The sequence below is a fragment of the Roseitalea porphyridii genome (assembly GCF_004331955.1).
Classification (GTDB): Bacteria; Pseudomonadota; Alphaproteobacteria; order Rhizobiales; family Rhizobiaceae; genus Roseitalea; species Roseitalea porphyridii.
In genome coordinates this window covers 200,207-224,528 of sequence record NZ_CP036532.1, presented here as the reverse complement: position 1 = coordinate 224,528, position 24,322 = coordinate 200,207, and the positions used below count along the sequence as shown (strand labels likewise).

The following is a 24,322-nucleotide window of genomic DNA, read 5'->3' as shown; positions in this document are numbered from 1 at the left end:
AACGATTTGACCTCTAGATTCATCATTTCTGAAAGATGGCCATGACCGTTCCCGACCCGAGACCAAACCGACCACAGGCGCCGATCGACATCGATCTGCTGCGAACCTTCCTCGCCATCGCCGAGACGACGAGTTTCTCCAAGGCGGCCGAACGCGTGTTCCGCACGCCGTCCGCCGTCTCGATGCAGATGAAGAAGCTCGAGGACCTGCTGGGCGCTGCCGTCTTCACGCGCGACTCACGATCGGTGGCGCTGACGCCAGAGGGGGAACTGCTGGTCGGCTATGCACGTCGCATCCTGGCGCTGTCGAACGAGATGATGGCCCGGTTCGTGATGCCCGACGTGGAAGGCACGGTCCGGCTCGGCGCGGCCGACGATCACGGCGAGCGCCTGTTGCCGCTGGTGCTCACCCGCTTCGCGCAGACCCATCCGAACGTCGCGGTCGACGTCGTGATCGAGAATTCGGACCAGTTGCAGCCCCGCTTCGAGCGCGGCGATCTCGACGTGGTGATCCATACGGCGCGCCCCGACAGCGCGCTGCCCGCCGATTCCACCGTGCTCATGGAAGAGCAGCTCGTCTGGGCCGGCCTGAAGGGCGGCTGCGCGTGGGAGCGTGAACCGCTGCCCGTCTCGATGTGGGAGGAAGGCTGCGCCTGGCGCGCGAACGCCGTCCAGGCGCTCGCCGAGATGGGCCGCGAATTCCGGATCGCCTACATGAGCGCGCACACGGCGGCGCAGCGCGCGGCGCTGCATTCGGATCTGGCGGTGGCGCCGCTGCCGGCCTCCTGTGTGCAGCCGCCGCTGATCTGCCTCGGCGAACGGCAGGGCCTGCCGAAACTCGGTACCTACCAGAGCCGCATGCGGGTGCGGCCCGATGCGGGCGAATGCTCACGGGCCGTCGCCGATCATGTGCTCGGATGCTATCAGGCGATCGAGAGCGGCGACCTGCAATGCGCGTGATGATTTCCGGTGATCGGCGCGCTTCTCTTGGTTTGCCGGCAAATCGTCCTTGAAGCAGGAACCGGTCGCTTCTCGTCGTCTCCGGCTCATGCGGCCCGGCGAGATTGTCGGGCTCTTTGGGCTCAGTGCGCCTCGTCCCAATTGTCGGCGGCGGCGGCGTCGACCTGCAACGGCACCGCCAGGGAGACGGCCGGCATGGCGGCGTTCTCCATGATCTCGCGAACCACGGCGATGGTCGGCTCCACCTCGTCGTCGGGGGCCTCGAATATCAGTTCGTCATGGACCTGCAGCAGCATCTTGGCCGACAGATGGCTGTGCGCGAGCGCGTCTTCCATCCGCACCATGGCGCGGCGGATGATGTCGGCGGCCGAACCCTGGATCGGCGCGTTGATCGCCGCGCGCTCGTTGAAGGCGCGCACCTGCGGGTTTGACGACCGGATTTCCGGATAGTGCGCGCGGCGGCCGAAGACGGTCTCGACATAGCCATGCTCGCGGGCGAACGCCTTGGTCGCGTCCATATAGTCGCGGATGCCCGGAAAACGCTCGAAATAGGTCTTGATGTAATCGGCGGCCTCGGAACGCTCGATGCCCAGATTACGGGCCAGGCCGAAGGCCGAGATGCCGTAGATGATGCCGAAATTGATCGCCTTGGCTCGTCGCCGCACCTCGCCGGGCATGCCCTTGATCGGCACGCCGAACATTTCCGAGGCGGTCATGGCGTGGATGTCGAGCCCGTCGGCGAAGGCCTGCTTGAGCTGGGCGATGTCGGCCATGTGGGCGAGGACACGCAGTTCGATCTGGCTGTAGTCGGCCGAGACCAGCTTGTGGCCCTTCTCGGCGACGAAGGCGGTGCGGATGCGCCGGCCTTCGGTCGTGCGGATCGGGATGTTCTGAAGGTTCGGTTCGGACGAGGACAGCCGTCCGGTCGAGGTTGAGGCGAGCGAGTAGGAGGTGTGGACGCGCCCGGTGTCCGCCATGATGTAGCCGGGCAGGGCGTCGGTGTAGGTCGATTTGAGCTTGGTGAGCTGGCGCCAGTCGACGATGCGTCGCGGCAGCGGATGTCCCTCGGCGGCAAGGTCCTCGAGCACCTGCGCCGACGTGGACCATTGGCCCGACTTGGTCCTGGTGCCGCCCGGCAGGCCCATCTTGCCGAACAGGATCTCGCCGAGCTGGCGGGGCGAACCGATGTTGAAGGGTTCGCCGGCAAGCTCGTGGATCTCCGCCTCGATGCCGGCGGCCTTCTGCGCGAACTCGCCCGACAGCCGGCTCAATATCTGCCGGTCGACGGCGACGCCCCGTCGCTCCATGCGGGTCAGGACGGCGGCCAGCGGCCGTTCGAGACGCTCATAGACGGAGACGAGACCTTCGGCGACCAGACGCGGCTTGAGCACGCGCCAGAGCCTGAGCGTGATGTCGGCGTCCTCGGCGGCATAGCGGCTGGCGACGTCGATGGCGATCCGGTCGAAGGTCAGCGCCTTCTTGCCCGATCCGGCGATATCCTTGTAGGCGATGGGCGTGTGCCCGAGCCAGCGCTCGGCGAGCGCGTCCATGCCGTGATGGCTGTTGTTGCCGCCGTCCAGCACGTAGGAAATCAGCATCGTGTCGTCGAAGCCGGCGATCTCGACGCCATGGCGGGCCATGACCAGCATGTCGTACTTGATGTTCTGGCCGACGACGAGAATGGACGGGTCTTCGAGCAAGGTCCTGAGCCGGCTCAGCGCCTCGTCCATCGCGACCTGATCGGGCAGCAGCCCGCCTTCGCCGAGCAGATCGTCCTCGCCGTCGCGGTGCAGGAGCGGCACGTAGGCGGCCCGACCCTCGGCGTGACTGAGCGAGAAGCCGACCAGGTTCGCCGCCATCGCGTCCAGCGAATCGGTCTCGGTGTCGAAGGCGACGACACCGGCCTCGCGCGCCATGGCGATCCATTCGTCGAGCGTTTCCAGATCGCGGATGCAGACATAGGCATCGGCGTCGAACTTCGCGGTGGCAGCGGCTTCGGCGCGGGCGTTGGCGAGCGCGGACGGGCTCCAGGTCCCCTCCTCCGCGTCGGCTGGGTCCGGTGGCGCCGCGCGAGGTGCGTCCTCGGCGCTTTCGCCGCCGACCGTTCCGGCGCCGGGATCAAGATCGGGCCCGCGGGCGGCCGCGCCCCATTCGACCTCGACATGGGCCGGCTCGATGGCCGCGGCATCGGCGCCGGTCGCCTCGGCGACGCGGCGGGTCAGCGAGCTGAATTCCATCGCCTTGAGGAAGGCGATCAGTTTGGGGCCGTCCTGATCGTCGAGCGCGAGCGCATCGAGCGGCAACTCGACCGGTGTGTCGACGTCGAGCCGCACCAGATCGCGCGACAGGCGCGCCTGGTCGGCGAACTCGATCAGGTTCTCGCGGCGCTTGTTCTGCTTGATCTCGCCGGCACGCTCCAGGAGCGTGTCGAGATCGCCATATTCGAGCAGGAGCTGGGCGGCGGTCTTGGGTCCGATCCCCGGCACGCCGGGCACATTGTCCGTCGGATCGCCGCACAGCGCCTGCAGGTCGATCATCATCTCCGGGCCGACGCCGAACTTCTCGATCACCTCGTCGCGACCGATCTGCCGGTCCTTCATCGTGTCATACATGGACACATGGTCGGTCACGAGCTGCATCAGGTCCTTGTCGGAGGACACGATCGTCGCCTCGCCGCCGGCCTGCTCCGCCATGCGGCTGTAGGCGGCGATGATGTCATCGGCCTCATAGCCTTCAAGCTCGATGCAGGGCAGGCCGAACGCGCGGGTGGCCTGGCGGATCAGCCCGAACTGCGGGATCAGGTCTTCGGGCGGCTCGGACCGGTTGGCCTTGTAGTCGGCGAAGAGTTCGTTGCGAAACGTCTTGGACGAATGATCGAAGATGACCGCGAAATGGGTGGGGGTGACGCCGACATCGGTGTCGCGCGCGTCGCGCAGCAGCTTCCAGAGCATGTTGCAGAAGCCGGACACCGCGCCGATCGGCAAACCGTCCGATTTCCGCGTCAGGGGCGGCAGCGCGTGGAAGGCACGGAAGATGTAGGCCGATCCATCGACCAGGAAGAGATGATCGCCTTTTTTCATGGGCGCAGGCTTACCGCGCCGCTCGGCGGGCGGCAATCCGAAAGCGCGCCATGGAAGGCCGGGCGCCGTTCAGGCTTTCTTCATCATTCCTAACGCAGTGTTGACGCACGCAGGCTTTATCGGCGCCGCGCACCGGGTTAGGGTGCGCCGCAGGGGCGCAGATCGTGGGGAGAATCGTGTTGGTCCATCAATCCATCGGCAAAATGCTGCTCGGAGCCGCCGTGATCGCAACGGGCTGGGCCGCGACGCCGTATCCGGCGGGCGCGTCGGAAGTGCAGTTGCACGAGTTGCTGTTCAATCGCGCCAAGCGCGACAAACGCCGCCAGGAGATTCGCGGAACCGCGCCACGGGAACAGTCGCGGCCGCGCCAGTCTTCCCGGTCGAACGCCGCACCCGCGCGCCCGGTGGCGCGGATCAGCGGGCCGTCCTACTACACCTATGCGGCACCGGCGGTCAGCACGATCACGCTTGTTTCGCTGCTGCCCGACGTGACGACGACCGGTGCGATCGGCGAGGAGGGCGCGGACGGGCTGCCGCCGCTGATGGTGCTGGAGAACGACCGGTTCCGGGAAGCGCTGGCCTACGCTCCGCAGGATGGGCTCTCGATCGAACCGGGCATCGCGGACGCGGTGCGCGCCCATTACGCCGAGCACCCGGCCTTCCTGTGGGTCGAGGGCATGAACGTCAACGCGGCCGGCGAGGCTGTCGCGGCGCTCGTGAACGATGCGGCGGCGCATGGCCTGCAGCCGGACCATTATGCGGTCGACCTGCCGCCTTCCGGCTGGTCACCGGTCGATCCGGCCGCGCGCTATCGCGAATTGCTGGCGTTCGAACTGACCCTGACGGCGCATGCGCTGCGCTATGCCCAGGACATGAAGGACGGCGCGGTCAATCCCAACAAGCTGTCGGGCTATCACGACTTCACCAAGGACCGGCTGTCGGCTGCCGATGCGATGACGGCGCTCGTCGATGCGGATGCGCCGGCGAAATGGCTGGAAAGCCTGACGCCGCGCCAGCCCGACTATGCCCGCCTGCAGGAGGAACTGAATGTGCTGCGCGCCAGCACCGAGGATGCCATCGTGATCGAACAGGGCACCTTCATCCGTCCCGGTGACACGTCGGACGCGTTGCCCATGGTAATCAAGGCGGCGCGCGAGAAGATGTCGGAAGACACGCGCGAGAAGCATGCCGACACGCTTGCCGCCTATGCCGACGAGACGCTCTATGACGACACGCTCGTCGCGCTGATCAAGGACGTGCAGGCCGACCTGAACCTGGTGAGCGACGGCATCGTCGGTCCCAAGACGGTGTCACGGCTCGACGGGCAGAGCCTGTCGTCGCGGATCGAGCGGGTCGAACTGGCGCTCGAACGTCTGCGCTGGCATCCCGAGGAGTATGGCGCGCGCCAGGTGGTCATCAACCAGCCCGAATATCGCGTGCGCTATATGGAAAGCGGCGAGACGACGCTGTCGATGCGCGCCATCGTCGGCAAGAAGTCCAACCAGACCTACTTCTTCCACGACGAGATCGAGCATGTCGTCTACGACCCCTATTGGGGCGTGCCGCAGTCGATCATCGTCAACGAGATGCTGCCCAAGCTGCGCCGCGATCCGAGCTATCTCGATCGCAACGGATATGTCGTGACCACGGCGTCGGGGCGGCAGGTCTCTTCGTCGGCGATCAACTGGTACCAGTTCGGCAGCAGCGTGCCCTACAATGTCCGGCAGAAGCCGGGACCGCGCAACGCGCTGGGGGAACTGAAGATCATGTTCCCCAACAGCCACGCCATCTACATGCACGACACGCCGGCCAAGAACCTGTTCTCGCGGGACAATCGCGCCTACAGCCACGGCTGCGTCCGGCTCGAGGATCCGCGTGGCATGGCGGCCGCCGTGCTCGGCACGTCGGTGGATCACGTGTCGAGCCAGCTCGGCGGCTACGAGCAGGTCGAAAAGCTCGCCGAAACCGTGCCGGTCTACGTCGCCTATTTCACAGCCTGGCCGAACGACGAGGGCGTCGTCGACTACCATCCGGACGTCTATGACCGCGACAGCTATCTGCGCCGCGCGCTCGACACGGTGGCCAAGGCGCGCAGCGGCTGACCGGACGGCAGGCGCGAACGCGGGTCGTCAGCCGACGCGCGCGATGCACACCGAGGCGATGCCGGACCGCACCATGCCGAGCCGGCGGGCCGCTTCCCTTGAGACATCGACGATGCGCCCGTGTACGAACGGGCCGCGATCGTTGATCCGCACGACGACCGACTTGCCGTTCGTCCGATTTGTCACCTTGACCTTCGAGCCAAAGGGCAGCGAGCGATGCGCCGCCGTCATCAGCGAAGGGTTCATCATCTCGCCCGACGCGGTGCGCGAATGAAGCGCGTACCAGGATCCCTTGCCGCACTGTTCGGCGGCCTGCGCCGGCGTCGCCGGGATGGTTGCGAGCGCAGAAAGGGTGATCGCGGCGGCGAGGGCCGCCCGTTTGAAAGAAGCAGTCATGAAGTGTCCCTGATGTCGGTGCGCGCTTCCGGGGAGCGACCCGGGCGCCCTACCGCCAGCTGTCCTCGGCCCACATGCGTTCGAGTGCCGCACGATGGTCGGGGAAGCGGAAGGCATATCCGAGCGCCTTGATGGCCGCGTTGGAAACGCGCTTGTTCTCGCCGTAAAAGGACCGGGCCATGGGCGACAATGTGGCGTTTTCGAAGTCGATTTCGGGCGGCGGATCAACTTCCATGACAGAGGCTGCATAAGCGACAACATCCTGCGGCGGCGCGGGACAATCGTCGGTGACGTTCACGATGCCGTCGTGGCGCCGGTCGGCGAGGAAGGCGAGCGCGCCGGTGATGTCGTCGACATGGATGCGGTTGAAGACCTGGCCGGGCTTGACGAGACGGCGGGCGCGGCCCTCGGCCAAGTTGACGAGCGCGTTGCGGCCGGGACCGTAGATGCCGGACAGGCGCACGATGGCCAGCGGCACGCCGCGTTCGCGCGCGAAGTTCTGCCACTCATGCTCGGCGCGCACGCGCTGGCGCGACCGCTCGGACACCGGGCGCGGCGACGTCCGTTCGTCGACCCAGGCGCCGTCATGGTTGCCGTAAACGCCGACCGTCGACAGATAGGCGATCCATCGAAGGCGCGGTGCGGCTGCGATCTGCTCGCGCGCCGCGCGCAGAACCGGATCGCCCTCCGCATCGGGCGCGACCGAGACAATCAGATCGGTTGCCGATCCGATGGCCGTGGCCAAGGCATCATCGACCGTTTCGCCTCCGAAAAGAAGTGGGTCGATGCCGGCGTTCTTCAGGTCTTCGGCCTTGCCGGGGCTGCGCGTCGTGCCTAAGACCGTCTGGCCGCGGGCGACCAGATGGCGCCCGTAAGGGCGGCCCGAATAGCCGGCGCCAAAGATCAGCGTGACCGGTTCGTCAGTGTCCGCCATCGATCCTGTCCCATTCCTCGCGGACCGAGATGTCCGGCTCGCGGCCATAACGCGCGGCGCGGGCGTCCGCAATCCGGTCCGGCGCCAGGCGACCGAGCGCCCAGACCGCCGCGCCGCGAACCACCGGCTCAACATCGTCAAGCAGCGCTTCGACCGGCCCGATCAAGGCGGGCGCTCCGCTGTTGCCTGCGGCGATCAGGCAGTTGCGGACGAAACGGGCGCGGCCGATGCGCTTGATGGGCGAGCCGGAGAAGCGGACGCGGAAGGCGGCATCGTCAAGGTCTAGAAGCTCGGCCAGCGGCGGCGAGATCATGTCGTCGCGCGCCCGCAGTTTCGCCTCGCGGGCGGTGCGGGCGAACTTGTTCCATGGGCAGACGGCGAGGCAATCGTCGCAGCCATAGATGCGGTTGCCGATCGGCTCGCGGAAGGGATGCGGGATCGGGCCCTTGTGCTCGATCGTCAGATAGGAAATGCAGCGGCGGGCATCGAGCTGATAGGGCGCCGGAAAGGCGTCGGTCGGGCAGATGTCGAGACAGGCCCGGCACGAGCCGCAATGGTCGGTCTCGGGCGCGTCGGTGGGCAGAACCATGTCGGTCAGGATCGAGCCGAGAAAGAACCAGGAGCCGAGCTCGCGGGACAGAAGGTTGGTGTGCTTGCCCTGCCAGCCCAGGCCGGCACGTTCAGCCAGCGGCTTTTCCATCAGCGGGGCGGTGTCGACGAACACCTTGACGTCCGCGCCCGTTTTCGCGGCGAAACGGCCAGCCGCCTGCTTGAGCCGGCCCTTGATCACGTCGTGATAGTCGCGGTTGTGCGCGTAACATGAAATCGTCGCCCGGTCAGGTCGATCCAGCGCCGCCAGAGGGTCGTAGTCATCGCCGGGCCCGTAATTCATGGCGACCATGATCGCGGTACGGGCGGCGGGCCACAGGGTCTGCGGATCGGCGCGGCGGGCCCGCGTTTCTTCCATCCATCCCATCATGCCGTGCCGGCCTTCCGCGAGGAACCGGGCAAGTCCCTCCGCCGCGCGGTCGATCCCGTCCGCGGGCGCGAATCCGACCGCATCGAACCCGAGCGTCTTAAGGTCGCGCTCGAGCGCATCGCGGGCGATTTCGGCGTCTGTCGGGCGCTGTCGAACGGCGTGCGGCATGGCCGCAAGCTATGATCAAAGCCCTCAAAAATCGAGGTCCGCGTAGTGCGAGACCGGCGTCAGGCCGCGCACGCGATCGCCGAGCAGCGGCCGGAACGCGGGGCGCGACTTGACGCGGCTGTACCAGTCACGGGCCTGGGGCGCCTCGTTCCAGTCGATCTCGCCCATATAGTCGAGCACGGAAACGGCAGCACCGGCCGCCATGTCGGCCGCGGAAACCGATTTGGCGCCGAGCCAGTCGCGCGTGCCGGCCAGCCAGTTGAGGTAGCGCAGATGCTGACGCACATTGGCGCGCGCCGCGCGCATGGCGCCGCTGTCGGGCGCGCCGCCGCCTCGGTCGGCAGGCATGTGCAGCTTGTCGATCCGTTCGCGGACGAGCGCGCGCAGAACGTCGGATTCCAGTTTGAGGATGAACCAGTCGACGAGGCGCCGCACCTCGGCCCGCTCGAGCGGGTATTCGGGCATCAGGCGCCGGTCGCGGGCCATTACCCCGCGCGTCTCGTCCAGATACTCGGCGATCGGGTGGGCGCCGCAGACCGGAACGCCCGCTTCGGCGACGAGCACCGGCAGCGTGCCGGCCGGGTTGAGCGCCAGGAACTCGGCGCGGCGCTCCCACGGACGCTCCTCGCGCAGCTCCGCGCTGACGCCATATTCGGCCAGAAGCAGGCGAACGAACCGGCTCGGCGCCGACATGGGCTGATGATGCAGAATCATGGCTTGCTCGCGGACCAGCGGTTGGGGCGACCGAAGTGATACGCACTCGCCTGCCCCGACGCAACGGCGCCCGCTCAGGCGGCGAAGGCCTCGATCTGGGCGAGCGTCGGCAGATCGGCGCCCCGCCGCGTGCAGGTCAGGGCGGAGGCGCGAATGGCGAACGCGGCCATGGCGCCGACATCGACATTGCGGGCGCTGCCGCGCCCCAGCGCGCCGACGGCGGACAAATGATGCAGGCAGGCCGCCATGAAGGTGTCGCCGGCGCCGACGGTGTCGACGACGTCGACCTGGGCGCCAGGCACATGCATCAGCCGGCCGTCGGCGGAGGCGGCGATCGCGCCGTCCGGCCCGCGCGTGACGAAGACGAGGTCGGCGCCGGCGACGAGCGCCTGTTCGACGAACCATTCGAGCGGCTTGTCCGGCCACAGAAGGCGCAGATCCTCGTCGCTGGCCTTGACGATGCCGGCAAGCGGCAGCATTTCGGCGATCCGCTCGCGCCACAGGTCGAGATCGGACACGACCATCGTGCGCACATTGGGGTCGAACGAGATGAAGCGGCGGTCGGCCTCGCGCCGCGCGAAGGTGCGCAGGGTCTCGCCGGTCGGCTCGACGACCGTAGCGAACGATCCCAGATGGATCGCCGTGACCGCGTCGCCCAGGGCGGCGGGAATGTCGGATGGCTCCATCGAGCAGTCGGCGGTGCCGTTGCAGTAGATCGAATAGAGCGGATGGCCGTCCGGGCCGGTCTCAATGAGCGAGACTGTGGTCGGATTGTCCGTGCCCACGCAATGGTCGCGCGCGACCGAATTGTCATCCATGAAGGCGGTCAGCCGCCGGCCGAGCATGTCTGTCGAGATCCGGGTGAACAGGCCCGCATCGGTGCCCATGCGCGCTAGGCCGAGCGCGACGTTGAGCGGCGATCCGCCGACCACACCCTCGATCGCCACGCCATGGGCGGCTGTATCGGACGGCCGGGCGAACATGTCGAACAGCGCTTCGCCGCAGGTCAGGATCATGGTCGGCCGTCCCCCAGATGCACGATGGTGCCGCTGCGGATCGACAGTTCCGCCGCTTCGCCCATTTCGACCGCGCGCGCGCCGTCCGTCAAGCTGACGTCCGGCCGACCGCCCTCGCGCACGATCCGGGCGAACGCCCGGTGCTGGTAGAACGTGCCCCCGTGATGGTCGCCGGCGGCGAGAACCTGCTCGTCGACGAGGATTTCCTCGCGCAGCGGCGCCTTGTCGGCGCGCGGCGAGATGACGATCTCGGACGCCCGCTCGATCGCGCCGGGCCAGAAACGGGACGGGCCGGGAACCAGCGCCTCGACCTTGCCGACAGAGCCGGTGACCGAGACATGTTCCTGCCACCACGAGCCCTCGGCGAACATGCAAAGATCGAGCGCGGCGCGCATGCCGCTGTCGAAGTCGACGACAACGAAGGCGTTGTCGAGCACATCGGGGGAGCCCTCGTCGTAGAGTTCGTCCTTGTGGTTGAGGTCATGGCCGCCGCTGCCGAAGATGCGGACCGGTTCGGCGCCTGTGATCAGTCGCATCAGATCGAAGAAGTGGCAGCATTTTTCGACCATCGTACCGCCCGAACGCGCCGAGAACCGGTTCCAGTTCCCCGGCTTGACCAGGAACGGATAGCGGTGCTCGACGATCGAGACCATCTTGATGTCGCCCGCAGCACCGCCGCGCACTTCCTCGATCAGGCGGGCGACGGGCGGCATGTAGCGATACTCCATCGCCACCCAGACGGGGGCATGGCGGTTGTGGGCCCGCCGGGCGAGATCGCGCGCCTGTTCGGCGCCGGTCGCCGAGGGCTTTTCCAGCAGGATCGGCAGGTTCGTCGCCAGCGCGTCGAGCGTGATCTCGTAGTGCGTATCGTTCGGGCTGACGATCAGCAGCGCATCGATCAGGTCGGACGACAGAAGCGCCTTGTGATCGGCGAAGGCGCGAACGCCCGCCATTCCGGCCTGCTCCGCCGCCGCAAGTCCGGCGTGTCGCATCTCCGCACGGGTGTCCGCGATCGCCGTCACCGTGGCCTCACCCAGAAGCGCGATGTTGCGTATGTGCTCCTGGCCCATCATCCCGGTGCCGACGACGCCGTAGCGCAATGTCATGTGCGTGATCCCAACCCGTGTGCGCGCGGCCTGCAGGTGCGCAGTCTTGCGCGCTGCGCCGGATGCAAGGCGACAGACGGCGTATCGCGCCAACCGTCAGCCGGCAAGCCAAATGTGGTTCAATAGTGCATGAATTTGCCGGGGATCGGCTTTGGCGGAATGATCGACGTCGTTTCGTCACGCAGGCATGCGATGACCGCGCAGTGCAAGCAATGGAGGGTGCGATGCCCGGCAGATTGATCGTCCTCACCGCGCTGGCCGTCGGCCTTGCGACCGCCGCGACACCGGCTTCGGCGACCAGCGGACCGGGGTGTCTCCGGGTGGTCAATGTCGCCGATGATGACGTGCTCAATGTCCGGCAGGCGCCCTCGGCCTCGTCGACGATCGTCGACCGCCTGCACCCGACCCGGCACGGGATCATCAGGCTGACATCGCCATGCGTTCCGCAGACCCGGCCCTGGGCGCAGCGCTGGTGCCCGATCACCCACTATTCGGGAAACTACATCGCTTCGGGCTATGTCAAGGCGCGGTTCGTGCGCGATCAGGACTGCCCCTGACACCGATCGATGATCGCTTGCCGGCAACCGCTTCGCATGGCATCCAGATGGCCGCTGCGAAGGGGAGGGGCACGCCTTGAACGAGCAAACGCAACCGGTCGCGCTGATCACCGGCGCGGCGCGCGGCATCGGCCTTGCCACGGCCAGGCGGTTCCTCGCCGAGGGTTGGCACGTGGCGATGATCGACCGACTCGGCGACCTGCTCGTTGACGAGAGCAGGACGCTAGAGACCAATCGCGCCCGTGCGATCGTCTGCGACGTATCCGTGCCCGATCAGGTGTCCGCCGCGGTCGCGGAGACGATCGCGTGGGCCGGCCGGATCGACGCGCTGATCAACAATGCCGGCGTCGCCGAGTTCGCGCCGTTGCTCGAAACGAGCTTCGAGACATGGACCGAGGTGCTGGCCACCAATCTGAACGGGCCGTTCCTGATGACGCAGGCCGCCGCGCCACACATGATCGCGGGCGGTCGCGGCGGCTCGATCGTCAACGTCACGTCGATCTCTGGCATTCGCGCGTCGACGATGCGCGTCGCCTACGGCACATCGAAGGCCGGCCTTGCGCACCTGACCAAGCAGTATGCGGCCGAACTGGGCGACCATGGCATCCGCGTGAACGCGGTGGCGCCGGGGCCGGTCGAAACGGCGATGGCGACCAAGGTGCATACTCCCGCGATCCGGCAGAGCTATTATGATCACATGCCGCTGCCGCGGCATGCCGCCGAAAGCGAGATCGCCGGCGTGATCTGGTTTCTGTGCTCGCCCGACGCCGGTTTCGTCACCGGACAGGTCATCGCGGCCGATGGCGGTTTCGCGGCGACGGGGATCGGCCTGCCCGAGCTTGCCAGCCGCACGCAGGACTGAGCTCAGCGCGGCGCGTAAAGAGATAGCAGCAGCGTCACGGCGCGTTCGGCGCGCGCAGCGATCTCCGCTTCCGAAAGCGGCGCGAGCACGCCGATCGCCCGGCGGATCTGGAGATCGCCGATCAGCAAGGCTATGTAGGTTTCGGCGACCGGCTCGTCATCGCCATGATCGATCAGGCCTGCGCGCCGCGCCTTCTGCAGGATGGATGCGATCAGCGGAACCACCGTTTCCCGCCCGGCGCGCGCAAGCGCCGGCCCAAGGGTTGCCGTGTCGTGGACATCGCCCACGGCAGCGCGGTTGAGCGCGACGGCCCGTTCGCCGGTCACCAGTTCGAGCAGCAACGGCCCGACGTCACGCAGCGTCTCGATCGGGTCTGCAGCCTCGCCCTGCAGGCGGGCGCGCAGAAGTTCGGCGACCGTGCGCGCGTTGGCCTCGACCAGCGCCGCGAACAGGCCCTGCTTGTTGCCGTACCACTTGTAGAGCGTTTCGTTGGAGGCGCCGGCGCGCCTGGCGATCTCCAGGATCGACGCAGCCTTGTAGCCTTTTTCGAGCAGCACCGCGAACGCGGCCTCTTCGATGGCCGCGCGACGCCGGCCGGCATAATCCCCCATTCGGGCACCCCAGGAAAGTTTCGCTGGACCATTTCCGTAAATGAGTTTACGGCTCCTGTCCAACCGTAATGATTTTTACGTTTCTGGAGAGGACAATGTCGGAATTCGCTCGCCTGGCGCAGATCGCGCCGATCCTCATGTTCGGTCTGATGGCCGGCTTCTTCTATGCCTTTTCGGTCTGCGTCATGGCCGGACTCGACAGGCTCGCGCCGGCAGCGGCCATCGGCGCCATGCAGGCCATCAACGAGGCCGTGCGCAACCCGGTCTTCTTCGTGACCTTCTTCCTGACGCCGCTGGTCGCGTTCGGCGCGGCCGCGCTGGCGTATCAGGCCGGCGAACCGCGCCAGGCGGCATGGATGGCACTGGCCGCGCTCGTCTACATCCTGCTGGCGGCGCTGCCGACCGCGATCATCAACGTGCCGATGAACGAGGCGCTCGCCGACGTCGAACCAGACAATGTCGACGCCGCCGCAGTCTGGACCGCATACGCGGACCGATGGACCGCATGGAACACGGTCCGCACCGTCACATCGACGTTGGCCATGGCGGCCGCCGTCTATCCCTTCCTTGAAAGCAACTGAAGAAAGGCGTCACGCCATGAATGCCCGAACGCTTGTCCTTGCCGCGCTGACCGCGCTCGTCCTCGTGCCGGCGGCCTATGTGGTCCTCGCCGACCGCGACCTGTCGGCGACGATCGCCGACGTCGAACAGCGCGTCGCAACCCGCGCCCGCGCGGCCGAAACGAAGTGGAGCGGGGCGGGGTCGACCGACCTGCCCGCTCCGGTCAGGGCCTATTTCGCCTTCGTTTTTCCCGATGGCGTCCCCGCCCATGATTACGTGGAGATCGACATGGCAGGCCGGTTTCGCCGGCCGCTGACCGAGACCTTTTCGGACATCACCGCGCGCCAGGTGATATCGCTGCGCGCGCCGGACCTTGTCTTTTCGGCGCGCGTGCCGGTGTTCGGCCCCGTCTGGGCGACGGCGTATGACATCTATATCGGCGGCGAGATGGAGATGGCCGCACGGCTGCTGTCGACCGTCACGGTGATGGAAGAGACCTCGACGCCGGCGCTCGACAGGACCTCGCTGCGACGCTGGCTGCTTGAAAGTCCGGCCTATCCGATGGCGCTGCTTCCCGGCGGGCCGGTTACCTGGGAGCCGATCGATGACAGGCGCGCCCGCGCGATCGTCAGCGCCCACGGGCTGACGGCCGCGCTGATCGCAACGTTCGACGCGCGCGGCGCCCTGGTCCGGTTCGACGCCGAGGCCGACGGGGATCTGGAGACGCCCTATCACGGTTCCGGGGAGCACACGGCGCGCAGCGATTACCGTCTGGTCGACGGGGTGCGAATCCCGTTTTCCTTCACGATCGCCCGGGCGGCGGGCGGCGAGACGTTCCCGTTCTGGGAAGGACGCATCACCGACATCCGGTTCGGCGGCCGGTGAGCAGTGCGCGCGTCCGGCTTGGCCTGGTTCGCTCCACGGGCCAGATTTCTGGGGAGGTAGCTTCGCCGGGACTCGCCATGGAGGCCGCGGCTTGCCAGTTTCGGGTTTTGAGCCAACAATCGCGTTGATGCCATGCCGCCCGTTCGTATCGCCGTCCTCGTCGTTGCGCTGGTCGTCATCATCGCCGGCGGCACGGCCTTCTTCCGCCTCGTCGAGGGGTGGAGCTGGCTCGACAGCTATTTCTACGCGGTCGTCACCCTGTCGACGGTCGGCTACGGCAACCTCGTGCCCGAAACCCCGCTCGGCAAGATCGGCACCACCGCCTTCATCTTCATCGGGCTGGGCGTGTTCGCGGCCGCGATCCAGCAGATCGCCGAGTTCACGATCACCGGTCGGGACGCACGACGGCGACGCCAACGGGCGCTGGCCGCCGAGCGACGGCGTGAGGACACAGACACGACGGCAGACGGTTAGCCGGCTTTCTTCAGCTCCAGACGTCGTGCGTGCAGGATCGGTTCGGTGTAGCCCGAGGGCTGCTCGCGGCCCTTCAGGACCAGATCGAGCGCCGCCTGGAATGCGATCGAGGCGTCAAAATCGGCCGCCATCGGACGGTAGGCGGGGTCGCCCTCGTTCTGCCGGTCGACGATCTGGGCCATCTTCTTCATGATCTCGACGACCTGGTCTTCGCTGACCACACCGTGATGCAGCCAGTTGGCGATGTGCTGCGAGGAGATGCGCAGCGTGGCGCGATCCTCCATCAGGCCGACATCGTTGATGTCGGGCACCTTCGAACAGCCGACGCCCTGGTCGATCCAGCGCACCACGTAGCCCAGAATGCCCTGCGCATTGTTCTCGACCTCGCGCAGCGTCTGCCGGACGTTCCATTTGCGGTACGTGGCAAGCGGAATTTCGAGCAATGCGTCGACATAGGCCCGCCGGCCCGCCGCCCTGAGTTTCTCGTGAACCGCGAACACGTCGACCTGGTGATAATGCAGCGCGTGCAGCGTCGCGGCCGTCGGTGAGGGGACCCAGGCGCAGTTCGCGCCCGCTTTGGGATGCTCGATCTTCTGCTCGAGCATGGCATGCATCATGTCGGGCATCGCCCACATACCCTTGCCGATCTGCGCCCGGCCGGACAGGCCGCATTTCAGGCCTATGTCGACGTTCTGGTTCTCGTAGGCGCCGATCCACGACTTGCGCTTGATGAAGTCCTTGCGGCTGAACGGCCCCGCCTCCATCGAGGTGTGGATCTCGTCGCCGGTGCGGTCGAGAAAGCCGGTATTGATGAAAGCGACGCGGTGTCTTGCGGCGCGGATGCACTCCATCAGGTTGACCGAGGTGCGCCGTTCCTCGTCCATCACGCCGAGCTTGACCGTGTGGCGCGGCAGCCCGAGCGCCTCCTCGACCCGGTCGAAGATCTCGTCGGCGAAGGCGACCTCGTCGGGCCCGTGCATCTTCGGCTTGACCACATAGACCGAGCCGTGCAGCGAATTGCGGGCGCCGTCGGACTTGCCCAGATCGTGCATCGCGATGAGCGTCGTGATCATCGCGTCCATGAGGCCCTCATAGACCTCGTTACCATCCTCATCGAGGATCGCCGGATTGGTCATCAGGTGACCGACATTGCGCACCCAAAGGAGGGCGCGGCCCTTGACCGTCTTCTCGCTGCCGTCGGGGGCGGTGTAGACACGATCGGGTTCGAGGCGACGGGTGACGGTCTTGCCGGCCTTCTCGAATGTCGTTTCAAGATCACCCTTCATCAGGCCGAGCCAATTGGCATAGGCCAGCACCTTGTCCTCGGCATCGACGCAGGCGACCGAATCCTCGCAGTCCATGATCGCCGACACCGCGCTCTCGATCACCACGTCGGCGAGCAGTGCCTGGTCGCGGCTGCCGATCGGGTGAGCGCGGTCGAAGACCAGTTCGACATGCAGCCCGTTGTTGACCAGCAGCACCGCGTCCGGCGCCTTGGGGTTGCCTTTGTAGCCGGCAAATTTCTCCGGATGCTCGAGCGGCAGATCGTCGACCAGCAGCACGCCGTCCTTGACGTGGTAGCGCCGCGCGTCGGCGTGGCTGGTCCCTTCGATCGGGAAAGCCTGATCGAGGAAGACGCGGGTGCGCGCCACGACCCGGGCACCGCGGCCACGGTCGTAGCCGCCGGGCCTGGGCGGGGTGCCCATCGCGTCGGTGCCATAGAAGCCGTCATAGAGGCTGCCCCACCGTGCGTTGGCCGCGTTCAGCGCATAGCGGGCGTTGGTGATCGGCACGACGAGCTGCGGTCCGGCTACCGACGCGATCTCGGGGTCGACATTGGCGGTCTCGATCTCGAAGTCGGGTCCCTCGGGCAGCAGATAGTCGATTTCCTCGAGAAAACGCCGGTAGGCCTCGTGATCGTGCGGCTGGTTGCGGCGCTTGCGGTGCCAGTCATCGATCTGCGTCTGCAACGTCTCGCGCCGCTCGAGCAGCGCGCGGTTCTTCGGTGTCAGATCGCGCACGATCGCCGCGAAGGCCTCGAAGAACACGTCCGGATCGACGCCGGTGCCGGGCATCGCCGCGTCGACAAGGAAGTCGTGCAGCTTCCTGTCGATCCTCAGCCCGTTGCGTTCGACGCGATCGGTCATGCTCGTCTCCTTCGGCTGTTTCCGTTCAGCTCCGCGCATAGGGGTTGCGCCGATTTCGTGTCAATTCGGCGAAAGTGCGAAGCTTCTTTTCCGAAATCGAAACAATCAACGCGTGGCGGGTCGCCCGACGGCCGTGGCCGTCACCGTGGCGCCGACGAAGCGGCGCAGTTCGTCGACGACGGGCGCGTCGATCCGTTCCGCGAGCGTGATCGAGACGGTGGCCGCGCCCGCCTCCCGCGCCCGGTCGTCGGCCAGGTCATGGCAGGCCCGGCGCGCGGCGGCGAGGGCGGACGCCTCGTCATCGTATCGTGCCGACATGGCGCCGGTCACCACGAAGCTCTCGCCGGTATCAGACGGCGCCACCTCCGCGGTGGCGGTGATCCGCACCTGGCCGGCAACGGCGCCGATGGCGTTGGCCACGTCGGCATGGTCCGGGATCACGGTTTCCGTGCCGAGCAGCGCGCCGACGGCGGGATAGTACGCGCCGGCGCCGGCCCCAAGGGCGATCACCGGGCGGTCGAGGATGAGCGCCGCGCGCACCAAGCCGCCCTGCCGGTCCAGCGCCCTGCGAACGATCGGGGTCTGCGCGAGCCCGGCGGCGGTCAACCCGTCGCCGGCGAAGGCCGACTCGAGCACGCGTTCCGCCGAAAGCCGTTCGAGACGCGCGACGACCCTGCAGGCCATCGCCTCGGGCGTGGCGGCCAAGGGTCGCCCATAGCCATCCCTCTGGCGAGCGATGACGCCCGCGCCGATGTGCGCGGCCTCCCGGTTCCAGTGGTCGAACCGGCCCAGCACATGCTGGGCGTCCGAGGGCGTGAACCCGCACAGCAGCACGAGCCCGCGCGCGGCAAGTCGGCTCAGCGTCGCCAGTTCGGCGGTCGAGCGCGTCAGCGCGGCGAGCGGTTCGGGGCTGGCGGTGATGCGCGCGAGAAGGTCGGCCTGCGATCGGGTCAGCCCGCCGGCGAAGCGATCGGGCACGCCGGACCGCAGCGCGAAGCGGCCATCGAGCCGGTTCGGTAGCGGGCGCTCCATCTGTCGTTTCAGATGCGGAACGACCTGATCGGGAAACAGCATTTCGGCTAGCGAGAGCGGAACGACCCGGCGCGGCCCCAGGTGAATCTCGGGGTCGAGCGCGCCCTGCTCGTGGCTGACCTCGCTGTCACCGCCGAGGCCAAACGTGCGCACGGCGACGGCCTCGACCATCGTGGCGTGGCCGCCGACCTGCGCGCCGTCCGGATCGATGCGCGGCCGCCCCTGGTCGAGCAGGGCGATGTCGGTGGTCGTGCCGCCGATGTCGGCGACATGGGCGTCGTCGCGCCCGGTCAGGAAGCGGGCGCCGACAAGACTTGCCGCCGGGCCGGAAAGGATGGTCTCGATCGGGCGCAGCGCGGCGAACTCGGCCGAGACGAGCGATCCGTCGCCGCGAACGACCATCAGCGGCGCGTCGACATCTCGCTCGGCAAGAAAGCGTCGCGTCGCCGTGATCAGACCGTCGATAAGGCCGATCAGCCGCGCGTTGAGCAGCGTCGTCAAGGCGCGGCGCGGTCCATCCAGTTTCGATGTCAGTTCGTGGCTGCAGGTGACCGGCAGTCCGGTGCGCGCGCGGATCAGATCGCGCGCGGCGCATTCGTGCTCGGGATTGCGGACGGCGAAATAGCCGGCGACGGCGAAGGCGGAAACCTCACCATGCGCGTCGTCGAGCAGCGCTTCCAGCGGAGCAAGGTCGAGGGGCGTGGCGCGGCCATGCGTGTCATGGCCGCCGGGCACGAAAACGACCGGGTCGTCGCCGAGCGCGGCGCGCAGGCCGGACTTGTCGAGATCCTTCTCGCCGAAGCCGATCATCACCAGCGCGACACGGCCGCCCTGGCCTTCGACCAGCGCATTTGTGGCGAGCGTCGTCGAGATCGAGACGAGGCCGATCGTCGCCGCGTCGACCGTCGCATCGGCCAGCGCCCTGCCCGCCGCTTCCGCGATGCCGACGGCCAGATCGTGGCGCGTCGTCAGTGCCTTGGCCTTGGCGATGACCGTCTCGGTCTCCGCGTCGAGAATCACCGCATCGGTGTAGGTGCCGCCCGTATCGATGCCGAGGGAAAGGGACATGTGCGTGCCGATGGTGGTCGATCAGCGCTTCTAGCAGTCGCCAGGTCGGCCGCAAAGCCCGCCGCGCCGCCGCTATCGCCGGGTGATCCTCATCGGCAGGCCGTTCTGGGCCTGCACGGTCAGACGCTGCACCGGCCATGGCGCAAGGCCGGGTGTCGGCTCGAAACGGAATTCGTTCAGCATCAATGCCAGCGCGATCACCGCTTCCTGCAATGCAAAGGTCGCACCGATGCAGATGCGCGGGCCGACGCCGAACGGCAGATACTGGAACCGGTCTATGCGATCGCGATTCTCCGGCCAGAACCGGGCGGGCATGAAGGCGTTCGGATTGTCCCAGTACAAGCGATGGCGATGCAGGACCCAAGGCATCACGAGCACCGTCGTCCCGGCCTCGATGTCGATCCGCGTCCCGTCCTTCAGCGTGATCGTTTCGTCCTCGACGGCCATGCGATTGATCGACGGTGCGGGCGGATAGAGCCGCATCGCCTCCTCGAAGGCCGCGCGCGTCTTCGGCATCTTCTCGAGCCATTCGACCGGCGGCGGACCGTCCGCCAGAACCTGCGCGATCTCCTCTTCGACCAGCGCCCGTTCGTGCGGCGCATTGGCCAGCAGGTAGAGCGTCCAGCCCAACGCCCGCGCGGTGGTCTCGTGGCCGGCCCCGATGAAGGTGATCAGATTGTCCTCGATCTCGTCGGCGGTCAGTCCGTCCGGCCCTTCGGCATCGAGCAGAAGCGTCAGGAAGTCGTTCTTCACCGCGTCGGGGCTCTCGTGTCGCTTGGCGCGGCGCGCGTCCATCGTGTCGCGCACCACCTTGCGGAACTTGGCGAGCGTCGCGCGTCCCCTGACCCGTTGAAGGCGCGGAAGCCATTCGGGGGCCTTGAGCAGATCGAGCGGATCGACACGGCCCATCGTCGAAAGGAGCCGGTCGACATCGTCGGCGAAGTCGACGCCCGCGGTCACCACCTCGTCGGAGAACAGCGTGTAGGCGAGGATTTCGTAGGTCAGCTCCGTCATGTCGACGGCGACGTCGCGCACCTGTTCGTTACGGTTCCGGTACCGATCAAGAAAATCGTCGGCACGTGACTTCATCATGTTGGCGAAGCCCTTGATGTGCCGCGGCGTGAAGACCGGGGCCATGGCCTTGCGCGAACGCCGCCACGTCTCGCCTTCGGCCGTCAGCAGCCCGTCGCGCAGGATCGGCCGAAGGATGAGCTGGCGGACCCGCGCCATGCGGAAGTTCTTCTGGTTGTCGACGAGCACGTGCCGGATCAGCTCGGGATGGTTGCAGATCAGCGTCGTCTCGTTGAGGAAACGCGCGAGGATGTGGGTGCGCGTGTAGGACGGCTCGCCCCACAGCTCGATCGGATTGCGCATCACCGTGCGCACGACCTCCAGCCGCGACGGGACATGGGTGCGTGGCACCGGATGGGGCGGAATGAAAGGCTGCGGCGTGGCGTCCATGGCGATCGCGCTCCCTGGCTCAAAGCCAATATGGGCGAAGAGACGGTGCGGTCAAAGGGCGCGTTCGGCCGCAGGGCCGGGAAACAGCGTGACCGGATCGCCGTTCTTCCATTGCTTGTGCCGGACCATGATCGTCGCAAAGCGCTCCGAGACGAGGAACCGGTCGAGCCGGGCGATCAGGTTCGGCCACGACTGCGCGTCGAACCAGGACCGGTCGACATGGGCGAACTGGCGCACGAAGGGCACGATCGCGTAATCGGCCAGGCTCGGACGGCCGCCGACAAGCCATCCGCCGTCGCCCAGTCGTCGGTCCAAAGACACAAGGTAGGCACCCGCCACGTCTCGCTGCTCCCTGCCATCGATCGTTTCGCTCTCGAACCGATCCGGATATTTGTAGCGATCGAGCGCGTTCTTGAACGCGCCGTCATTGGCGGCGATCAGCGCGTCGATCTCGGCCCGCAGGCCCACGTCATCGGGCCACCAGCCTTCGGGGTCGTTGCGATCGAGCGCCCAGCGCATGATGTCGAGGCTTTCATCGATCACCGTGCCGTCGGGCAGAACGAGGACCGGCACGGTCGCTTTCGGCGAGGCCGCGATCATTGCGGTGGGCTTGTCGCGCAGGATCACCTCGCGGAGTTCGACCGTCTGACCGGCGGCCGCCAGCGCAAGCCGCGCCCGCATGGCATAGGGGCAGCGGCGAAAAGAGTAGACAATGGGTGGAACGGTCGCCATCGCACCTCTATCTTCGACGTCTCATCGCGGCAATCAGCCATCCATCTGGGGACGACCATGAAAATGCGCAAGTTGGGCCGTACCGGCCTCGACGTGTCCGAACTGTGCCTTGGCACGATGACCTGGGGCTCGCAGAACAGCGAGGAGGAAGCGCACGAGCAGATGAGCTACGCGCTCGAGGCGGGCATCAATTTCTTCGACACGGCGGAAATGTATCCGACCACGCCGTTCAGGACGGAGACCGCCGGCCGCACCGAGGAGATCATCGGAACCTGGCTCGCCGAGGGCGGTCGCCGGGACAAGATCGTTCTGGCGACAAAGGTTCTCGGACCGGGCGGTCACGGCGTCGACGAGGGGCGGCCGATCGACGCCGAGAAGATGCGCAAGGCGTGCGAGCGCTCGCTCAAGCGACTGCAGACCGACCATATCGACCTTTACCAGATCCACTGGCCGAACCGTGGCTCCTACCATTTCCGGCAGACCTGGACCTATGCACCGGAAAAGCAGGACACCGCGAAGGCGCTCGACGACGTCGCGGAGATCCTCGAGACAGCCGATGCGCTGGTCAGGGAAGGCAAGATCGGACATTTCGGCCTTTCCAACGAGACGGTCTGGGGTACGGCGCAATATCTGCGTCTCGCCGAGGCGAAGGGGTGGCCCCGGGTACAGTCGATCCAGAACGAATATTCCTTGCTGCACCGCATCTTCGACACCGACTTCGCCGAACTGAGCCATCACGAAGATGTCGGCCTGCTGTCCTATTCGTCGCTGGCCGCCGGCCTGCTGTCCGGCAAATATGAAGACGGCAAGATTCCCGAAGGCTCGCGCCGGTCGATCAACGAATCGATGGGCGGGCGGATGACGGACTATCTGGAGCCGGCGCTCGGCCAGTATCTGGACGTGGCCCGCAAGCACGGGCTCGATCCGGCACAGATGGCGCTCGCTTTCTGCCTGACGCGGCCGTTCCTCACCTCGGTGATCATCGGCGCGACCTCGATGGACCAGCTCAAGACCTGCATCGACGCCGCCGCCGTGACGCTCGACGATGCGGTGCTCGAGGACATCGCGCAGGTGCACCGCCGCTGGCCGATCCCGATGTAGGCGCGCGGCGTCGGGCCGGACCGGGATCAGGCCTTCCTTCGGGCGAGCCGCGCCTGGACCTTGTCGCTTTCCAGTTCGCGCAGCGCATGCCGGCCGATCCACTGGCGTGACGGGTCAGGCGCCGCCATCAGGCGCGCGCATGTGCGGCGGGCAGCGGCGTTGAGGTTCGGGTTGCGCTTGCCGACGGCGCGCAGCGCCATGTCGATCGCCTTCCTGACGAGCGGCCGATCGTCCGCCGGAGCATGGCCGATGAGATCCAGCGCCTCCAAGAAGACCGCATCATCTGCCTTCTTGTCGTGCACGGAAAGCGCCCAGATCAGCGCGTAGGCGGCGCGACGGACGAACTCTTCCTTGCGCGGCGCCCACTCATGCACCTTCTCCCAGGCGTGGGGCGTCCGGTCGAACAGCGCGAGGCAAGTGTGATCGCAGAGCGCCCAACTGTCGAAGTCGGTGGCCCAGCGGTCCATCGTCGCCGCATCGAGCAGGCGCGGATCGGCGATTTCGGCGGCCAGGATGCGCGCCTCGTAGCGACCGGCGTCCCACAGCGCCATGGCCAACCCATGATCGGTCCCGATCCGTTTCGCCATGGCTCTGAGGGGCGCCATGCCGATGCCGTAGGCATTGTCGACCGGAATGTTGAAGCGGGCCATGGAGGCAACGCCCTCGGGCGTGCCGTTCGTCTCCAGCCATTGCAGAACCTCGTCTACGGTCACCGGCCATCCTCCCAGCGCGGCAACCCTACCCCAGCGCCGCGATCAATTCTCCGTCCATTGCAGGCGGATCGCCCTCATGACCCATGGCGCGGGCGATCTCGCTCGTCGGCACCTTGTCGCGCCCCTTCAGGAACAGCGACTTGACCACGGCGCGCGCATGCACGGTGCCGGCCACCTCGAACCTCTGTTCCATGAAGATCCACTTTTCGTCCCAGCCCATGACCCGGGTCGTCAGTTCGTAGCGCTGGAAGGGGTCGAGAGGCCGCCGGAAGCTGATCTGCGCGCCGCCAAGCACCGGATACCATTTGCGCTCGCGCACAAGCCGCCACATGCCCGTGCGGATGATCATGTCGACCCGGCCGAGATCCATGATGGTCAGGTAGCGGCCATTGTTCATGTGCATGTTGGTGTCGAGATCGCTCGGCAGCACGCGCAGCGCGATCCGCGTTTCATCGAGCATGCCAGCGGCGGGGCGCCGCCAGGCGGTGGCGAATAGCCAGATCATGCGGAAGATGAGGTTCACCGGTCGGCCCTCCGTGGTCCGACCATATCTAACCTTTACGTAAACGGAAAGACAAGCCGTGCCCGACCGGACTGGTGACTTCGGCGCATGGCTACGATCCGATTGCGCAGACGGCGCGAACGGCGCAGCATGGCGCATCGG

Annotated in this window: 22 protein-coding genes; 8 read left to right on the top strand and 14 right to left on the bottom strand. The window is 67.0% G+C overall.

Annotated features, from left to right (window positions below; translation table 11 throughout):
- The first annotated feature begins 41 nt into the window (after window positions 1-41).
- Window positions 42-959 carry a LysR family transcriptional regulator gene (locus E0E05_RS01105; protein WP_131615014.1) on the top strand — a complete coding sequence of 306 codons (918 nt, stop codon included), beginning with the start codon at window positions 42-44 and terminating at the stop codon, window positions 957-959.
- 122 nt (window positions 960-1,081) lie between these two features.
- On the opposite strand, the gene polA is transcribed toward E0E05_RS01105, so the two are convergent.
- On the bottom strand, window positions 1,082-4,039 hold the full coding sequence (polA, locus tag E0E05_RS01100) for a DNA polymerase I (RefSeq protein WP_131615013.1): 2,958 nt from the start codon (window positions 4,037-4,039) through the stop codon (window positions 1,082-1,084).
- A 179-nt stretch (window positions 4,040-4,218) separates the two neighbouring features.
- Between polA and E0E05_RS01095 the strand changes: the two genes are divergently transcribed.
- Window positions 4,219-6,141 (top strand): L,D-transpeptidase family protein, encoded by a 1,923-nt coding sequence (locus tag E0E05_RS01095; protein WP_131615012.1) that lies wholly within the window; start codon window positions 4,219-4,221, stop codon window positions 6,139-6,141.
- A 27-nt stretch (window positions 6,142-6,168) separates the two neighbouring features.
- Here E0E05_RS01095 and E0E05_RS01090 read toward each other — a convergent pair whose 3' ends face one another.
- The 6 genes from E0E05_RS01090 to E0E05_RS01065 form a co-directional block, all read right to left on the bottom strand.
- Window positions 6,169-6,537: a septal ring lytic transglycosylase RlpA family protein gene (locus tag E0E05_RS01090; protein WP_131615011.1), complete on the bottom strand. Its 369-nt coding sequence runs from the start codon at window positions 6,535-6,537 to the stop codon at window positions 6,169-6,171.
- A 49-nt stretch (window positions 6,538-6,586) separates the two neighbouring features.
- Entirely contained in the window at window positions 6,587-7,471 is an 885-nt protein-coding gene (locus E0E05_RS01085; RefSeq protein WP_131615010.1) for an SDR family oxidoreductase, read from the bottom strand.
- Window positions 7,458-8,618: a tRNA epoxyqueuosine(34) reductase QueG gene (gene queG / locus E0E05_RS01080; protein ID WP_131615009.1), complete on the bottom strand. Its 1,161-nt coding sequence runs from the start codon at window positions 8,616-8,618 to the stop codon at window positions 7,458-7,460. Before queG ends, E0E05_RS01085 begins: the two co-directional genes overlap by 14 nt.
- A gap of 24 nt (window positions 8,619-8,642) precedes the next feature.
- A complete protein-coding gene (locus E0E05_RS01075; RefSeq protein WP_131615008.1) occupies window positions 8,643-9,332 on the bottom strand; it encodes a glutathione S-transferase family protein in 690 nt (229 codons plus the stop codon).
- Window positions 9,333-9,406: 74 nt separating this feature from the next.
- Window positions 9,407-10,348, bottom strand: coding sequence for a carbohydrate kinase family protein (locus E0E05_RS01070; RefSeq protein ID WP_131615007.1), 942 nt, complete (start codon window positions 10,346-10,348; stop codon window positions 9,407-9,409).
- On the bottom strand, window positions 10,345-11,454 hold the full coding sequence (locus tag E0E05_RS01065; RefSeq protein ID WP_131615006.1) for a Gfo/Idh/MocA family protein: 1,110 nt from the start codon (window positions 11,452-11,454) through the stop codon (window positions 10,345-10,347). The genes E0E05_RS01070 and E0E05_RS01065 overlap by 4 nt, the downstream gene beginning before the upstream one ends.
- 224 nt (window positions 11,455-11,678) lie before the next feature.
- On the opposite strand from E0E05_RS01065, the gene E0E05_RS01060 reads away from it, so the two are divergent.
- Window positions 11,679-12,011, top strand: coding sequence for a hypothetical protein (locus tag E0E05_RS01060; RefSeq protein ID WP_131615005.1), 333 nt, complete (start codon window positions 11,679-11,681; stop codon window positions 12,009-12,011).
- A gap of 76 nt (window positions 12,012-12,087) precedes the next feature.
- Window positions 12,088-12,873, top strand: coding sequence for an SDR family NAD(P)-dependent oxidoreductase (locus E0E05_RS01055; RefSeq protein WP_131615004.1), 786 nt, complete (start codon window positions 12,088-12,090; stop codon window positions 12,871-12,873).
- Between the two features lie 2 nt (window positions 12,874-12,875).
- Here the strand turns inward: E0E05_RS01055 and E0E05_RS01050 are convergent, their stop codons facing one another.
- Entirely contained in the window at window positions 12,876-13,484 is a 609-nt protein-coding gene (locus tag E0E05_RS01050) for a TetR/AcrR family transcriptional regulator (protein ID WP_131615003.1), read from the bottom strand.
- 95 nt (window positions 13,485-13,579) lie between these two features.
- On the opposite strand from E0E05_RS01050, the gene E0E05_RS01045 reads away from it, so the two are divergent.
- From E0E05_RS01045 to E0E05_RS01035, 3 genes are all read left to right on the top strand, one after another.
- Complete coding sequence (locus tag E0E05_RS01045; protein ID WP_158629239.1) at window positions 13,580-14,065, top strand: anthrone oxygenase family protein; 486 nt, start codon at window positions 13,580-13,582, stop codon at window positions 14,063-14,065.
- A gap of 16 nt (window positions 14,066-14,081) precedes the next feature.
- A complete protein-coding gene (locus E0E05_RS01040) occupies window positions 14,082-14,930 on the top strand; it encodes a DUF6920 family protein (RefSeq protein WP_131615001.1) in 849 nt (282 codons plus the stop codon).
- Window positions 14,931-15,062: 132 nt separating this feature from the next.
- Window positions 15,063-15,404, top strand: coding sequence for a potassium channel family protein (locus E0E05_RS01035; protein WP_131615000.1), 342 nt, complete (start codon window positions 15,063-15,065; stop codon window positions 15,402-15,404).
- Here E0E05_RS01035 and E0E05_RS01030 read toward each other — a convergent pair.
- The 4 genes from E0E05_RS01030 to E0E05_RS01015 all read right to left on the bottom strand — a co-directional run bounded on the left by E0E05_RS01030 (window position 15,401) and on the right by E0E05_RS01015 (window position 21,844).
- On the bottom strand, window positions 15,401-17,551 hold the full coding sequence (locus tag E0E05_RS01030; protein WP_131614999.1) for a malate synthase G: 2,151 nt from the start codon (window positions 17,549-17,551) through the stop codon (window positions 15,401-15,403). The two genes, E0E05_RS01035 and E0E05_RS01030, sit on opposite strands and share 4 nt — an antisense overlap.
- 105 nt (window positions 17,552-17,656) lie before the next feature.
- Window positions 17,657-19,651 (bottom strand): hydantoinase/oxoprolinase family protein, encoded by a 1,995-nt coding sequence (locus tag E0E05_RS01025; protein ID WP_131614998.1) that lies wholly within the window; start codon window positions 19,649-19,651, stop codon window positions 17,657-17,659.
- Between the two features lie 72 nt (window positions 19,652-19,723).
- The gene (locus E0E05_RS01020) at window positions 19,724-21,112 is read right to left on the bottom strand and encodes a cytochrome P450 (RefSeq protein WP_131614997.1); all 1,389 of its coding nucleotides are present in this window, start codon (window positions 21,110-21,112) and stop codon (window positions 19,724-19,726) included.
- Between the two features lie 51 nt (window positions 21,113-21,163).
- Window positions 21,164-21,844: a glutathione S-transferase gene (locus E0E05_RS01015; protein WP_131614996.1), complete on the bottom strand. Its 681-nt coding sequence runs from the start codon at window positions 21,842-21,844 to the stop codon at window positions 21,164-21,166.
- Between the two features lie 57 nt (window positions 21,845-21,901).
- Between E0E05_RS01015 and E0E05_RS01010 the strand changes: the two genes are divergently transcribed.
- On the top strand, window positions 21,902-22,945 hold the full coding sequence (locus tag E0E05_RS01010) for an aldo/keto reductase (RefSeq protein ID WP_131614995.1): 1,044 nt from the start codon (window positions 21,902-21,904) through the stop codon (window positions 22,943-22,945).
- Window positions 22,946-22,971: 26 nt separating this feature from the next.
- On the opposite strand, the gene E0E05_RS01005 is transcribed toward E0E05_RS01010, so the two are convergent.
- Both E0E05_RS01005 and E0E05_RS01000 read right to left on the bottom strand, forming a co-directional pair.
- Entirely contained in the window at window positions 22,972-23,658 is a 687-nt protein-coding gene (locus tag E0E05_RS01005; RefSeq protein ID WP_131614994.1) for a DNA alkylation repair protein, read from the bottom strand.
- 25 nt (window positions 23,659-23,683) lie between these two features.
- Entirely contained in the window at window positions 23,684-24,181 is a 498-nt protein-coding gene (locus E0E05_RS01000) for a thioesterase family protein (protein ID WP_158629238.1), read from the bottom strand.
- Window positions 24,182-24,322 lie beyond the last annotated feature (141 nt).